General features: G+C 63.2%; 14 protein-coding genes and 1 tRNA gene. 7 read left to right on the top strand and 8 right to left on the bottom strand.

The annotated features are described in order from the left end of the window. Positions 1-17: 17 nt before the first annotated feature. A complete protein-coding gene (locus A9D13_RS17025) occupies positions 18-446 on the bottom strand; it encodes a hypothetical protein (protein ID WP_066776402.1) in 429 nt (142 codons plus the stop codon). Positions 447-617: 171 nt separating this feature from the next. Between A9D13_RS17025 and A9D13_RS17020 the strand changes: the two genes are divergently transcribed. Continuing rightward, positions 618-1,301 carry a hypothetical protein gene (locus A9D13_RS17020; protein ID WP_066776771.1) on the top strand — a complete coding sequence of 228 codons (684 nt, stop codon included), beginning with the start codon at positions 618-620 and terminating at the stop codon, positions 1,299-1,301. Then, positions 1,298-1,576, top strand: a complete 279-nt coding sequence (locus tag A9D13_RS17015) for a hypothetical protein (protein WP_066776399.1) — start codon at positions 1,298-1,300, stop codon at positions 1,574-1,576. Before A9D13_RS17020 ends, A9D13_RS17015 begins: the two co-directional genes overlap by 4 nt. A 12-nt stretch (positions 1,577-1,588) precedes the next feature. Here A9D13_RS17015 and A9D13_RS17010 read toward each other — a convergent pair whose 3' ends face one another. After that, positions 1,589-3,214 (bottom strand): bifunctional GNAT family N-acetyltransferase/carbon-nitrogen hydrolase family protein, encoded by a 1,626-nt coding sequence (locus tag A9D13_RS17010; protein ID WP_066776397.1) that lies wholly within the window; start codon positions 3,212-3,214, stop codon positions 1,589-1,591. Positions 3,215-3,316: 102 nt separating this feature from the next. After that, positions 3,317-4,543, bottom strand: coding sequence for an NADP-dependent isocitrate dehydrogenase (locus tag A9D13_RS17005; protein ID WP_066776394.1), 1,227 nt, complete (start codon positions 4,541-4,543; stop codon positions 3,317-3,319). A gap of 254 nt (positions 4,544-4,797) precedes the next feature. On the opposite strand from A9D13_RS17005, the gene A9D13_RS17000 reads away from it, so the two are divergent. Continuing rightward, the gene (locus A9D13_RS17000) at positions 4,798-5,775 is read left to right on the top strand and encodes a quinone oxidoreductase family protein (RefSeq protein WP_066776769.1); all 978 of its coding nucleotides are present in this window, start codon (positions 4,798-4,800) and stop codon (positions 5,773-5,775) included. Positions 5,776-5,852: 77 nt separating this feature from the next. Here the strand turns inward: A9D13_RS17000 and A9D13_RS16995 are convergent. Both A9D13_RS16995 and cpdR read right to left on the bottom strand, forming a co-directional pair. Then, a tRNA-Val gene (locus tag A9D13_RS16995) sits at positions 5,853-5,927 on the bottom strand. A gap of 131 nt (positions 5,928-6,058) precedes the next feature. Beyond that, positions 6,059-6,436 carry a cell cycle two-component system response regulator CpdR gene (gene cpdR, locus A9D13_RS16990; RefSeq protein WP_066776391.1) on the bottom strand — a complete coding sequence of 126 codons (378 nt, stop codon included), beginning with the start codon at positions 6,434-6,436 and terminating at the stop codon, positions 6,059-6,061. A gap of 221 nt (positions 6,437-6,657) precedes the next feature. Between cpdR and A9D13_RS16985 the strand changes: the two genes are divergently transcribed. Beyond that, positions 6,658-7,671 carry an N-formylglutamate amidohydrolase gene (locus tag A9D13_RS16985; protein WP_229665305.1) on the top strand — a complete coding sequence of 338 codons (1,014 nt, stop codon included), beginning with the start codon at positions 6,658-6,660 and terminating at the stop codon, positions 7,669-7,671. Positions 7,672-7,915: 244 nt separating this feature from the next. On the opposite strand, the gene A9D13_RS16980 is transcribed toward A9D13_RS16985, so the two are convergent. After that, complete coding sequence (locus tag A9D13_RS16980; RefSeq protein ID WP_066776389.1) at positions 7,916-8,707, bottom strand: SapC family protein; 792 nt, start codon at positions 8,705-8,707, stop codon at positions 7,916-7,918. 155 nt (positions 8,708-8,862) lie between these two features. After that, positions 8,863-10,308: an FAD-binding oxidoreductase gene (locus tag A9D13_RS16975; RefSeq protein WP_066776380.1), complete on the bottom strand. Its 1,446-nt coding sequence runs from the start codon at positions 10,306-10,308 to the stop codon at positions 8,863-8,865. 172 nt (positions 10,309-10,480) lie between these two features. Between A9D13_RS16975 and A9D13_RS16970 the strand changes: the two genes are divergently transcribed. From A9D13_RS16970 to A9D13_RS16960, 3 genes are all read left to right on the top strand, one after another. After that, on the top strand, positions 10,481-11,050 hold the full coding sequence (locus A9D13_RS16970) for a hypothetical protein (protein ID WP_066776378.1): 570 nt from the start codon (positions 10,481-10,483) through the stop codon (positions 11,048-11,050). A gap of 257 nt (positions 11,051-11,307) precedes the next feature. Continuing rightward, positions 11,308-12,738, top strand: coding sequence for a DEAD/DEAH box helicase (locus A9D13_RS16965; protein ID WP_066776376.1), 1,431 nt, complete (start codon positions 11,308-11,310; stop codon positions 12,736-12,738). 78 nt (positions 12,739-12,816) lie between these two features. Then, the gene (locus A9D13_RS16960) at positions 12,817-13,641 is read left to right on the top strand and encodes a sterol desaturase family protein (RefSeq protein ID WP_066776374.1); all 825 of its coding nucleotides are present in this window, start codon (positions 12,817-12,819) and stop codon (positions 13,639-13,641) included. Between the two features lie 94 nt (positions 13,642-13,735). Here the strand turns inward: A9D13_RS16960 and A9D13_RS16955 are convergent, their stop codons facing one another. Then, complete coding sequence (locus tag A9D13_RS16955) at positions 13,736-13,996, bottom strand: hypothetical protein (protein WP_066776372.1); 261 nt, start codon at positions 13,994-13,996, stop codon at positions 13,736-13,738. Positions 13,997-14,018: the final 22 nt, after the last annotated feature.

Here is a 14,018-nt window from a genome sequence, read left to right as displayed (position 1 = left end):
GGCATACGTGCGGGCGCTTACCGATTGTCGGGAGCGCCCGCCGCCAGCCCCGCCGAGAGCCCCGCCACGGCCAGCGCCGCGTCCAGTTCCGCCAGCGACTGGACGAGGGCGGGGGCATGCACCTCGCCGACAAGGCGGCTGGCATTGGCATCACGGTCCTGCCGGTTCGAAAGCATGGCCAGCATCAGCGCCTCGCCCTCTGCCACGCAGGGGCAGCAGGCGCGCGCAAAGCCCAGTTGAAGCTTTGCGTGAACCGCCATCGCCATCAGTGCGCGGTGGAACGGGCCGATCGCGCCGACAAGGCGCTTGTCCAGAAACATCGGCGTGATCGCATCGGCCGGGCATTTGCGCTCTGCCACCGCCATCACCCAGCCGCGCATGGCCTTGACCAGCAGTTGCCCGCCAGCGTCGATCTCGCTGAGCGGCCTGTCGAGGAATCGATACATTGTGTCTCCTTCGCTTGGGATGTCGTTGTTTCATGCAAAATAAGCTAATGCAAGTCAGTTGCAATAACATCTTGAGAAAAGGCTGACTGTGGGGCCTCTAACGCGACAAACCGAAAAAAATGCGTTAGGAACTTCAGCATTGAAGGAATCGAGCGTTGGGGGATGTTCGAAATGACTGAAATTATGCGTAATGTCGCGCGGCTGTCGCTGGCCGCGCCCGTTTTCCTGCTTGCCGCCTGCGGTTCGGGCACAGAGGCCGAGCCCGCGGCGCCGGAGTTCGCCTTTCCTGCCAGCCTGTCGCCGATGGGCGATGGCTATCCGGCTGCTGGCGATCCGTGCCGCCGCCTTGGCGAAAGCGCGGCGACCGTGAATTATCTCGATGACAGCGCCATGCTGGTCGGCTGCCCGACCGAAGCCGATGCCGAGGCATTGGACGGGAATATCGCCGCGACCATCGATGGCGTGACGCTGGTTTCGATCCCGATGGGCGATGCCAACGCCGGCATGGAAGCCATGGGCGAGAACGGCCCCATGGTCGGGGAAATGCCCGACGCGCTGGTGCCGGGCACTGATTACCACGCCACCGCCATCATCTCTTGCGGAGAGAACGACTGCAACGCAGGTGTCATCCGGGGCTGGGGCGAGGATGGCACCACGCTGGTCGAGGTGACCAAGCCCGATGGCCGCAAGCGCGCGATCTTTTTCCGCGGCACCACCCCTTATGGCGCCGATAGCGCGCAGGCCGATGGCTCTGCCGGATGGGATTTCAAGGTCGACCGCAATATCGACGAAAGCATCATCACCTTCGGGCCAGAGAGCTATGTCATTCCCGATGCGCTGGTGGTCGGCGGATGAGGATCGTCTGCGGCGCGTTCATTGCCCTTTACGTGGCGGCCTTCGCGCTTTTGATCATCGGCACCTTCGGCCTGTTCGGGCAGGAGCAGGATCCGCTATCGGGCGTGTTCCTGCTGCCTTTGGGCTTGCCGTGGAACTGGCTAGCGGACAAGGCAGGGCTGGGCGGGCCGATCCCGGCGATCGTCGCGCCTGCCATCAACCTTGCCATCCTGCTGTTCGCTTGCCGCTGCTGCCGCCGCCGCCGTGCGCGCAAACTGGCGCTGGCGGCGGACTGAGCGGCTGACGCATCACCCGCCGCCGGGCGTTCGGGTGCCCAAAGGTTCGCTGTGCTGGTGGTGGCCGCGTGGCTCACCATCGGGCGCGGGCTTGCCGACCTTGCCGTCCCATTCGATGTGGTAAAGGTCAAAGCGCCGGTCGGCGAGGTTCTTCACCGTCCCTTCGGCGCGCGCCCATGACAAATCGGCAAGGTTCACGTCGCTGATCGTCAGCGTTTCCACGTTTTCCGATGCCTCTGCGGCGATACCGTCGCGCGCGAAGGGGAAATCGCACGGGGTCAGGATGCAGGACTGGGCATATTGAATGTCCATATTGCCCACGTTCGGCAGATTGCCGACATTGCCCGCCATCACGACATAGCACTGGTTCTCGATGGCCCGCGCCTGCGCGCAATAACGCACGCGCAGATAGCCCTGACGGCTGTCGGTGCAGAAGGGCACGAAAATGATGCGCGCGCCTTCGTCGACAAGGCGGCGGGCGAGTTCGGGGAATTCGCTGTCATAGCAGATCAGCACGCCGATCGGGCCGCAATCGGTCTGGATCGCGTCGATGGAATCGCCGCCCTTGATGTTCCACCAGTAATCCTCGTTCGGAGTGGGGTGGATCTTTTCCTGTTCGTGGATCGAGCCATCGCGAAGGCAGACATAGGCGACATTGTGGATGTCGCCGTCCTCCATGCGGGTGGGGTGCGAACCGCCGATGATGTTGATGTTGTATTCCAGCGCCATTTTGGAAAGCGCCTTGCGGATCTTGGGCGTGTACCAGCTCAGCGCCTCGATCGCCTCCTGCGGGCTCAGCTCCTTTTCGGCGAAGGAAAGGAGGGGCAGGGTGAACAATTCGGGGAAGAGGATGAAGTCCGCTTCGTAATCGGCGGCGACGTCGACGAAATATTCGATGCCGCGCATGAATTCGTCATAATCCTTCACCTGCCGCGCCTGCAGCTGGCAGGTGGCGATGCGCACCTGCTCGACGCCGCGGGGCAGGCGGAACTTGGTCGGCTGGTCGCGGTCGACAAAGGGGTTCTTCCAGACCATGCGCACGGCATAGGCCTTCGATTTCTTGTCCTCGGGCAGATACGCCTTCATCACCCCGTCGGGTTCGAAGCCGTTCGCCATCTGGAAGCGCAAAACGGGATCGTGCAGCTTCCCCTCGATCACCTTGTCGAGATAATCCTCCGGCCCTTCGACGCGCCGCCAGAAACGGCTGAGGTTCGGCATGCGGCCCGCAAAGACGATGCCGGTCAGCTCCAGCCTTTCGGCCAAGGCACGGCGTTCTTCGTAAAGGCGGCGGCCGATGCGGGTGCCGCGTACCTTGGGGTCGACACACATCTCATAGCCATAAAGCCAGTCGCCCGTGGGATCATGACGCGAACCGAAGCCATTGCCGGTAATCTCGTCCCAGTCGTGGGGGCTGAACGCCAGACCCTGCGCCAGGCGCATGGATGCGCAATAGCCGACGATCTTGCCATCGAGCTTGGCGACGAAGCAGCCTTCGGCGAAATTGTTCATCTGGCCGCGGATTTCGCCGAACGTATAGGCGGGCATGTCTTCGTAAACGCGGCGGACGAGGGCGGCGATGCCCGAAACGTCACCGGCCTGGGCCTGGCGGACTTCGAGGCGGGCGCGGGTGTTGGCCATGGGGTATTCTCTGCTTTTGGCGGGTCGGAAATGCGAAAGCACCGGCGCCGCGGGTGCGGGCCGGTGCCTTCCTAACGCATCAGATGCGAAATGGAGCCGAGATCAGGCCCAGTTCGCCATCTTCTTTTCGAGGTTCTGGACGATCGCCTCGAAGAACTGCTCGGTCGTCATCCAGCTCTGGTCCGGACCGATGAGGAGCGCGAGGTCCTTGGTCATCGAACCGCTTTCGACGGTCTCGATGCAGACCTGCTCCAGCGTCTCGGCGAACTTCACCAGCTCCGGCGTTTCGTCGAACTTGCCGCGATACATCAGGCCGCGCGTCCATGCGAAGATCGATGCGATCGGGTTGGTGCTGGTCGCCTTGCCCTGCTGGTGCTGGCGATAGTGGCGGGTGACGGTGCCATGGGCGGCTTCGGCCTCGACCGTCTTGCCGTCGGGCGCCATCAGGACCGAGGTCATCAGGCCGAGCGAGCCATAGCCCTGTGCCACGGTGTCCGACTGCACGTCGCCGTCATAGTTCTTACAGGCCCATACGAACTTGCCCGACCACTTCAGCGCCGATGCGACCATGTCGTCGATCAGGCGGTGTTCGTAGGTGATGCCCGCTTCGGCGAACTTTTCCTTGAAGCCTTCGGTGTCGAACACTTCCTGGAACAGATCCTTGAAGCGGCCGTCATAGGCCTTCATGATCGTGTTCTTGGTCGACAGATACACCGGCCAGCCAAGGCCGAGACCGTAGTTGAACGAAGCGCGCGCAAAGTCGCGGATCGAATCGTCGAGGTTGTACATCGCCATGGCGACGCCCGGTGCCGGGAAGTCGAACACCTCGAGGTCGAGGTCGTTCTGGCCATCTTCGGAATCGAACACGAGGCGCAGCTTGCCCTTGCCCGGGATCAGCGTGTCGGTGGCGCGATACTGGTCGCCGAAGGCGTGACGGCCCACGACAATGGGATCGGTCCAGCCGGGCACGAGGCGCGGCACGTTCGAGATCACGATCGGTTCGCGGAAGACCACGCCGCCAAGGATGTTGCGGATGGTGCCGTTGGGCGAACGCCACATCTTCTTAAGGTCGAATTCCTCGACGCGCTGTTCGTCAGGCGTGATGGTGGCGCATTTCACGCCAACGCCATATTCCTTGATCGCGTTCGCCGCATCGACGGTGATCTGGTCGTCGGTCTCGTCACGCTTGGTGACGGACAGATCGTAATATTTCAGATCAATGTCGAGATAGGGGAGGATCAGGCGTTCACGGATCCATTCCCAGATGATCCGGGTCATTTCGTCGCCGTCGATCTCGACGACCGGGTTTATTACCTTGATCTTCTCCATGGGCCTACAGCTCTCTTTCGTAACAGATGGGGAGGAGCGCAGTACTGGCGTCTGCGCACGAATGAGTCGGGCGGGTCTTAGCAAAGCGCCCGCCATGCGCAAGGGGCGCATGCGGGCAGCTTTCATAAGTCACAGGTGACCCCATATGCACCTCGTGCTGTCGCCGCGCCGGCTTTGCATGGCATCGCGCAGTGCCCAGATCGCTTTCCGAAGGCGCGTCATCCGGCGCGCCGGCGCCCTTGGAGATGAATATCATGCAGGCAGTGCAGGCCCTTATCCGTGAAACCGGCGGACCCGAAGTCATCGGTTTCGAAACCGTCGAACTGGGCGAGCCGGGTGAGGGCGAAGTGCTGATGAAAAACGAGGCGGTGGGGGTGAACTTCATCGACACCTATCATCGCACCGGTCTTTACAAGCTTGACCTGCCGACCGGCCTCGGCATGGAAGCGGCGGGAACGGTGGAGAAGGTCGGCGCAGGCGTCACCAATGTCGCGGCTGGCGACCGCGTCGCCGTCTTCATGTCGGGCGTCGGCGCCTATTCCAGCGCGCGGATCATCAAGGCCGACCGGCTGGTAAAGCTGCCCGATGCGGTAAGCTTCGAGGATGCGGCCTCGCTCATGCTGAAGGGCGCGACCGCGGAATTTCTCATCGAACGCTGTGCGAAGGTGAAGACGGGCGATGTCGTGCTGGTCCATGCAGGCGGCGGCGCGACAGGGCAGATCCTGATCCGCTGGCTGAAACACATCGGCGCAACCGTCGTCAGCAGCGCCAGCACGGACGAAAAGCGTCAGCTTGCCCGGGACGCAGGGGCCGATGTGGTCACCGATTATGATGAAGAGGCAGTGTTGTCAGCCGTGCGCGAGGCGAGCGGCGGGAAAGGTGCGGATGTGGTTTTCGACGGCGTCGGCGCCAAGACTTGGGAGCTGACGCTGAAGGCCGCCCGGCGCTTCGGGCTGGTGGTGAGCTTCGGCAATGCGAGCGGGCCCGTCACCGGCGTCGCCATGACCGACCTCACCGCGCATGGCTCGCTTTTCGTCACGCGCCCGACGATGATGCATTATTACGAGGACAAGGACGATTTTCAGGCTGGTTCCAAACGACTTGTCGAGATGATTGCCGATGGGGTGGTCGTCTCGAATATCGGCCAGCGTATTCCTTTGAAGGAAGCGGCGAAGGCGCACCGCAAGCTGGAAGCGCGCGAGACGCATGGCGCGACGATACTGCTGCCCTGAACGCGAAAAAGCGCGCTGCCCCGATGGGGTGGCGCGCTACAGCGTGGTCATCCGATCTCTTTGAAAAAGCGCTTCGATGGTGGGCGTACCAAGGATTGAACTTGGGACCCCTACGATGTCAACATAGTGCTCTACCACTGAGCTATACGCCCGCACCATCGATGCTGGCCCGTCACTCTCGTGGCGGGCAGGGGCGCTCCACTAGCGCCGCTTTGATATGTGTTCAAGCCCGAAATCATCCGCGCCCGAAAATAATTCGGGTCGTCCGAAAAACGCTGCCGGATCAGTGGCCGTGATTGGCCATCGACCCGTCGAACAGGCGCTCCACCTCTGCCACCAGGTCGCGCAGGTGGAAGGGTTTGGAAAGCACACGGGCCTGCGGCGCTTCGCGGCTGGCCTTCATGGTGACGGCGGCAAAGCCGGTGATGAACATCACTTTCGTCGCGGGCGAAACCTTGGCGCAGCGCTGCGCCAGCTCGATCCCATCCATTTCGGGCATCACGATGTCGGATAGCAGCAGATCGAAATGTTCATTGACCAGCAGGGGCAGGGCATGCGTGCCGCGATCGACGGCAACGACGTCATAGCCGGCGTTCTCGAGGGCGCGCGCGAGATAGGTGCGCATCGAATCCTCGTCTTCGGCCAGCAGGATGCGAATCATGAAATTCCCCTTGTGCATCACCCGTGGCACTGCCGACCCCGGCGGCGGCAGTTCGTTAGCGGGTGACGCTTATTGCATTGCCCTGTCGTATAACCGGCGCCGTTAAATTTCGACCAATTTCTAAATGCTGTGCACCTTTGGAACATGACCGGCGGGCAAGCCGGGACAAAAGCCTTTTTGCGCCATTGACGGGAACCGGCCAAGCGACCAGCCTTTGGGTCATGGATGATGACGCAGCGCAGCATGACATTTCCGCCTTTGGCATGAGGTCCGGCGATGACGGGGCGCTGGTGTCCGGGGGGAGCGTGCCGGGCCTGTCGCGCCCTGCCTATACGCTGCACCGGCCAGATGGCGTCGGCTCGCCGGTTCTCATCGCGGTGCCGCATGGCGGGCGCGCCTATCCCGCAGAGCTGATGGACCGGCTGCGCCATGGCGAGGCGGCTGCCATCCGGCTGGAGGATCGCTTCATCGACATGGTGGGCCGCGCCGCCGCCGCTTCTTGCGGTGCCAGCCTGCTGATCGCGCATGCGCCGCGCGCCATGCTCGATCTCAACCGTGACACGCGCGATCTCGACCCCGGCATGTTTCGCGGCGGACTGCCTGCCAGCGGGGCCGGCGCTGCGGCAACCGGCGCATCGGGCAGGGCGCTGCCACGCCAGCAACCGCGCTGGCGGCGCGGGCTGGGGCTGTTTCCGCGCAGCTTGTCGGGCAGCGGCGAATTATGGCGCGCGCCGATGAATGCGCCCGAAGCGGAGCGGCGCATCGCCGCCATTCACGTCCCCTATCACGCCCAGCTTGCCCAAGAGCTTGCACGCCTGCGCGACCGGCACGGCTATGCCATGCTGATCGACCTGCATTCGATGCCAAGCCTGCCGCGCCGCGCCGGTCTGCCGCAGGCGACCCATGTCGTGGGCGATCGCTTCGGGACATCCTGCGCATCGGCGATTGCGGCCTGCGCGATGGAATGCCTGAACAGGGCCGGTGTCGGCAGTGCCTATAACCGTCCTTACGCGGGGGGCTACGTGCTTGACCGTCATGCCGATCCGCGCGGCGGTATTCATGCGCTGCAGCTTGAGATTGACCGCGCCCGCTATCTCGACGGGGAAGGGCGCCCGGATGATGACGCGATCGCACATGAATCCGATATCGTCGCGGCGCTGGCGCGCGATCTTGCAGTGCTGCTTTCGGGCATGGGCGTGGCGGCGGGCTGGCCGCTGGCGGACGCTGCCGAATAGCAACCGGTGTCATCGCAATAAAAAACCACCCCGTGCACGGGGCACGAGGTGGTCAAGGTTCAGGGAGGTGGTGCGGTTAAACGCACCAGTCCGCAAGGCCATGAGGGAAGCCTGTGCGAACGACTCCAATATACGGATTCGGCTGCCCTGTTGCAAGAAGGCATCATCCGAAAAAAATTATTCCCGCCCCCTTGCCTTGGCGCTACCCCTAAGGCGGCGAAGGCAGGGCGAGGGATTTTCGCGATCAGACGTTGGCGGGTGCAGCAGGCTGACCGGCCGCGGCCGGGCCCTTGCCCATCTTGATCTGGCGGCCAAAGATCTCACGCGCCAGTTCCAGCGAGAACAAATGCGCATAGATCAGCGGCAGCAGGCCATTCTGGTTCCAGGTGCGCAGGACATCGCCCCGCACTTCGCGCAGCTTGGCCTGGTCGATCATCTGGAAACCGCGATAGATAAAGGGCTGTTCGTTGTCGTCGCGGCGGATGGCGACTTCGCCTTCCATCAAGAGGTCGTGCTTCTTCAGCTCGTCCATGAAGCTCTTGGTGCGCATGCCTGCCTGTTCGAACTGCTCGTTGAACTTCAGGATGTTCTGCGTCGCTTCGCTGGGCTGGCCGTCGGTGAACAGCGCTTCGCCGTCCTCGAACTCACCCACAAGACCGCTTTCGGGGTCAAGGCAGAGCGAGAGCTGATCGGAGTTCTGGTCGAGCTTTGCCAGCAGGAAGGGATAGCGGCGGGCATAGGCCGGGACATAGACCGGATCGGTCTGCTTGCCTTCGTCGTCGAAGAAGGTGTTGATGCCCTCGTTCAGGCCCATCAGACCGATCGGAACGGGTTCGTCACCGGCGGTGAAGACGATGGGGTACTGGCGCTGTGCGGCGGGAAATTCCTCAACCGTGAGCGGGATCGCGTGCTGCTTGGCAAGCCAGGGTGCAACATCGGTGCTGCGGGCTTTCCAGCTGCCGTGCACATTGGAATTCAGCGGCACAAGCGAGTTGTAGAAAAGGGGCAGATTGGCGTTTTGCGGCGCGCTCGCCATGGGAACTCTCCGAAACTGTCAGGAAATCACAATCGATGCGCCGCGAAAGCCGCGGCACGCATGGCCGGGCGCTTTACGCACTCCCCGTGCGCTGCGCAAGGGATGGGGCGGGCGCGCTGCCCATCAACCGTGCAAAAGCGCGGACAGCGGGCGCATCAGACCAGCTTGCCGGGGTTCAGCAGTCCCTGCGGGTCGAGCGCGGCCTTCACCGCGCGCATGGCCCGGATCGCGGCGGGATCATGCGTTTCGAGCAATATGTCGCGCTTGTCCTGCCCGATGCCGTGTTCGGCGCTGATCGAACCGCCTGCCGCCGTCACCATCTCATAGACCCAGCGGCTGACCGCCTTGCCGGTGCTGGCTTCCCATGCGGCCTTATCCGGCGCGCCCGGTTCGCAGACGTGAAGGTGGATATTGCCATCGCCCAGATGTCCGAAGCCCATGACCATGGTGCCGGGAAAAAGCTCGGGAATTTCCTTCTCCGCCTTGCTCAGGACCTCGGGCATGGATGCGACCGCGACGGAGATGTCGTGCTGCATGGCCGGGCCGCGCTGCTTTTCGGCGGGCGAGATGTTTTCACGCAGTTCCCAGAACTGGGCGGCCTGCCCCTCGTTCGCGGCGATCACCGCGTCCTCGATCAGCCCGGCCTCGAACGCGTCGGCCAGCACCTGTTCGACCGCTTCGCCAAAGCCGTCGGCGGCATCCTTTGCCGCGTCGAATTCCAGCAGCACGTGCCAGCCGTGCTCGCCCTCCAGCGGGCTTTGCGCATTGGGGACGTATTTGAGGACCTGCTCGATACAGATACCGGGCATGACCTCGAAACCCTCCAGCGCGTCGGGCATGGCGCGCTGGCAGTGGAGGAGCAGTTTCCGTGCGGTGAAGATATCGGGAAGCCCCGCCCAAACCACGCGGCGTTCCGCGATCGCGGGCACCAATTGCAGCACGGCGGAGGTGACGATGCCCAATGTCCCTTCCGAGCCGATCCACAATTGCTTGAGGTCGAAGCCGCGATTGTCCTTTTTGAGCGGGCTGGTCAGGTCGAGTACGTCGCCATTGGGAAGCACGACCTCGATCCCCTCGACCAATGCGCGCATCGTGCCATGGCGCAGCACCTGCGTGCCGCCCGCATTGGTGGCGATCAGCCCGCCCACCGTCGCCGATCCCTTGCCGCCCAGTGACAGGGGAAAGCGCAGGCCGACATCCTCGGCCGCTTCGTGCAGCACCTGCAGGATCACGCCTGCGCCGCAGCGCGCGGTCATGGTCTGCTCGTCGATCTCGATCCCCTGGAAGCGGCGCGTCGACAGCAATATGGCATCGCCGCTCTGGTCCGGTGTCGCGCCGCCGACCATGCCCGAATTGCCGCCCTGCGGGACGATGGGCACGCCGCTTTCGCCGCACAGCTTGATCAGCTGGGCCAGTTCCTCCACCGTTTCGGGCTGCGCCAGCGCCCGCGCCGCGCCGTGATAGCGTCCACGCCAGTCGGTCAGCCATGGCTCGATAGTGTCGGCATCGGTGACCAGCCCGCGGGGGCCAAGGATGGCAAGTGCCTTTTCCAGCACGGGATCGGCGTTTGCGATTTCGGGTTTGGCATGCGTGTCGGTCATCAGGGGCCATCTGCCACAGGGGCGGAGGTTTTGCCACAGGCTGGCGGGAAGGGGAGGAGGCTTCCAGGGGTGTTCAGCCATCGTTCAATGCCGATCCGTCAGTCAGCGCGAACAGGGACAAGACGGATTGCCACTTGATCGGCGGTTCGAAAAAAGGGACATCTCGACCCGAATGGCAAGCGGACTGCCTTTTCTGGCTGCAATATTGCTCGGCAACGGGGCCGTTCCGGTGCCCGATTCCCTGCCCGATCAGCCTGCTCAGATCACCGACAACCCGGATTCTCCGGAAGCAATTTTCGAAGACGTCCAGCGCCAGATCATGGCGCGCCAGGTCCGCGTTGAGCGCCGTGTGATCGTGCGCATCACCCCGTTCAGTTCCCGGCGCGCGGCGAGTGAGATGGACATTCCGCCCCCGCGGCAGCCCCCGGTTACGCGGGCGCGCAGTGATGGCACGCATCGGTGCATCCCGCTTTCGCAGGTCGCGGGGATTCGCCTGTCGCCACAGCGGCAATTGCTGCTGTTCATGCGTGATCGCCGGGTGTTCTCCGCTGATTTCGAACGATCCTGCCCGGTGCAGGGCTTTTATTCGGGGTTTTACGTCGAACGCCCGCGCGACGGCCTCTTGTGCGCCGGGCGCGAGGAGCTTCACGCCCGTTCGGGGGCCGACTGCATGTTGGGCGGCTTTCGCGAACTGCACAATTCGCAGGACGGGGGCGATGGCAATGGCGGGGATGGTGATTGATTGCGCCGCCCGCCGTCCCGAAACGGCAGGAAATGAGGGCAAATACGACCCGAATCCCGCGCAACTCTTGACTTTTCGCACAGTGCGCGCATAGGCGGGCGCTTCGGTCGCCGGCCCCCGTGTTTCGGGTGCGCTTGCGGCCTGTCGCATTGCTGCCTTCCGACGCCGGTCGGCGGCATGTCCGCGACACCAGATGCCCGATTGCGGGCGTCATCGAATTAGCTGAAACGTATTTTACCGCATCACAGGATGATTGCATGAAGTTTGCCGATCTCGGCCTCTCTGATGAATTGCTGAAATCGGTCTCGGAGGCCGGTTACGACGAGCCGACTCCGATCCAGGCGCAGGCGATTCCATCCGTCCTGATGATGCGTGACCTTATCGGCATCGCCCAGACCGGTACCGGCAAGACGGCGAGCTTCGTGCTCCCCATGATCGACATCCTTGCCCATGGCCGCCGCCGAGCGCGCATGCCGCGTTCGCTGATCCTCGCGCCGACGCGTGAACTTGCCGCGCAGGTTGCCGAGAATTTCGAGAAATACGGCAAGAACCAGGACCTTTCGATGGCGCTGCTGATCGGCGGCGTGCAGATGGGCGATCAGGTCAAGGCGCTGGACGAGGGCGTGGACGTGCTGATCGCGACGCCGGGCCGCCTGATGGACCTGTTCGAGCGCGGCAAGATCCTGCTGACGGGTTGCGAACTCCTCGTCATCGACGAAGCCGACCGCATGCTCGACATGGGCTTCATCCCCGATATCGAGAATATCTGCACCAAGCTCCCGCCCAACCGCCAGACGCTGCTGTTTTCGGCAACCATGCCGGGGCCGATCAAGAAGCTGGCGGACAAGTTCCTGTCGAACCCCAAGACTATCGAGGTCAGCCGGGCCGCCAGCAAGAACGAGAATATCGAGCAGTTCAAGGTGATGACCACTTCGCGCGGCAAGCGCGACGTGCTGAAGGAACTGCTGCGCAGCGACGACATCAACACCGCGATCATCTTTGCCAATCGCAAGACGACCGTGCGCGATCTCAACAAGCAGCTGCAGCGCGACGGTTTCAAGACCGGCGAAATCCATGGCGACATGGACCAGAGCGCGCGTCTGGCCGAGCTTGCGCTGTTCAAGGAAGGCAAGATCAACATTCTTTGCGCGTCCGATGTCGCCGCGCGCGGTCTGGATGTAAAGGGCGTTTCCCACGTCTTCAACTATGACACGCCGTGGCACCCGGACGATTACGTCCACCGCGTCGGCCGCACGGGGCGCGCAGGGGCCAAGGGCCGCGCCTTCACCTTCGTCACGAAGGAAGACGCCGAGGCGATCGAGAATGTCGAGAAGCTGACCAGCTATGTGCTGCCGGTCTTCGAACTGGGCGGCGCCAAAAGCCAAGCGCCTGCTGAAAAGCAGGTGGAATCGCAGGCAGAGGCGGAAGCCGAAGCCAAGCCCAAGCGTTCGCGCAGCCGTTCCAAGGCGAAGCCAAGGGAAGAGGCTGCTCCTGCTCCCGAAGCGCCTGCCGAAGAGGAAGCGCCCAAGGCCCGCAAGCCGCGCGAAAAGAGCGCCGCTCGCGAAGAGCGCGCCGAACGCGCAGCGCGACCGGCGCGCCGCAAGCGCGACGAGGAACCCGCGGCGACCGCGGCAGAGGGTGGCTGGAACGGTCCGGTTCCCGACTTCCTCAACGTTTCGGCAGTCTGATTCCGATCAGCGTCGGGGCCTGAAAAAGCGGGCCCCGCGTTAACGCCTTTTTTGCCATGGGCGCGGCAGATTGCGCCCATGGAATTTCAGGCCGCAGCCGCACTCTCGTTCATCAAGACCACCGCGCCCATCGCGGCGGTCTTCATCGCGCTGGCAATCGCTACGAAAGGGCCGCGCGTCATGGCCGCCTTTCGCCGCTGCCGGCATGAGGTGGGCACGAATATCGTGCTGGTGCTGATCAATTACGTGCTGCTCGCGCCATTTTATGCAGTGGCCGCAGGAGCAGTGGCCTTGCTGGTGCCACAACTGCCTGCACTCGTCGCGTTCTGGGATGGGTTGTGGGCGCCGGTGACGGTGCTGGCTGCAGTGCTGGTCGTCGATTTCACGGCCTATTGGCGGCATCGGTTCGAACATGACCCTTCGCTCTGGCCGATCCATGCGACGCATCATTCGGATGAGGCGATGCACTGGCTTTCGGTCACGCGCAAACATCCTCTATCGCGGCTGTTCTCGCTGGTGCTCGACGATATGCTGGCGATCGCGCTGGGCATTCCGATCTGGGCGATCATCGTAGCAAACCTGCTTCGCACATGGTGGGGCTATTTCGCCCATGCCGACGTGCCGTGGACGCTGGGGCCGCTGGGCAAGATCATGATGTCACCTGCGGCGCATCGTCTGCACCACATCGATGATGAAGAGCTGATGGGCACCAATTACGCCAATACCGTCACCCTGTTCGACCGGATGTTCGGGACATGGTGCGATCCCACGCCATATCTGGGGTGCAAGACGGGCATTGCGGCCGGGACGCGCGGCCCCATCGGGGAACTGGCCCGCCCGTTCGAGGCGATTGCCGCACGGTTCGGGCGGCGCGGCTTGAACGAGCCGGCTGGCGATATCTGAAACAGATACGAAAACACCCGCCAGCGCCGGTTGGCGCGGGCGGGTGCTTCACGATCAGGCTGCGCGGTAAAGCGCGGGCCGATCGACGCGACGATTACATCGCGGTGTCTTCGTTGACCATTTCGCCAGCTTCGGGAGCCGCGTTGCCAACGGCATCGGCTTCGTCGTCGAGCTGGTCTTCCATGGCGTCATTGCCCATTTCCTCGGCAAGATCGGCCTGTTCTTCAAGGACGTCTTCCTGCGATTCCATCTGCTGTTCAGCCAGGTCGGCCTGCGCGTCTTCGACATCGCCGCCGCAAGCGGCAACGGCGAAGGGAAGGGCAAGGGCGGATGCGGCGATCGCGAATTTCTTCATGATGTGATGTCTCCAGATCTTT

It is taken from the genome of Croceicoccus mobilis (assembly GCF_001661965.1).
In the GTDB taxonomy this organism is placed as follows: Bacteria; Pseudomonadota; Alphaproteobacteria; order Sphingomonadales; family Sphingomonadaceae; genus Croceicoccus; species Croceicoccus mobilis.
The sequence above is the reverse complement of the archived record's forward strand: the minus strand, read 5'-3'. Positions and strand labels throughout refer to the sequence as shown.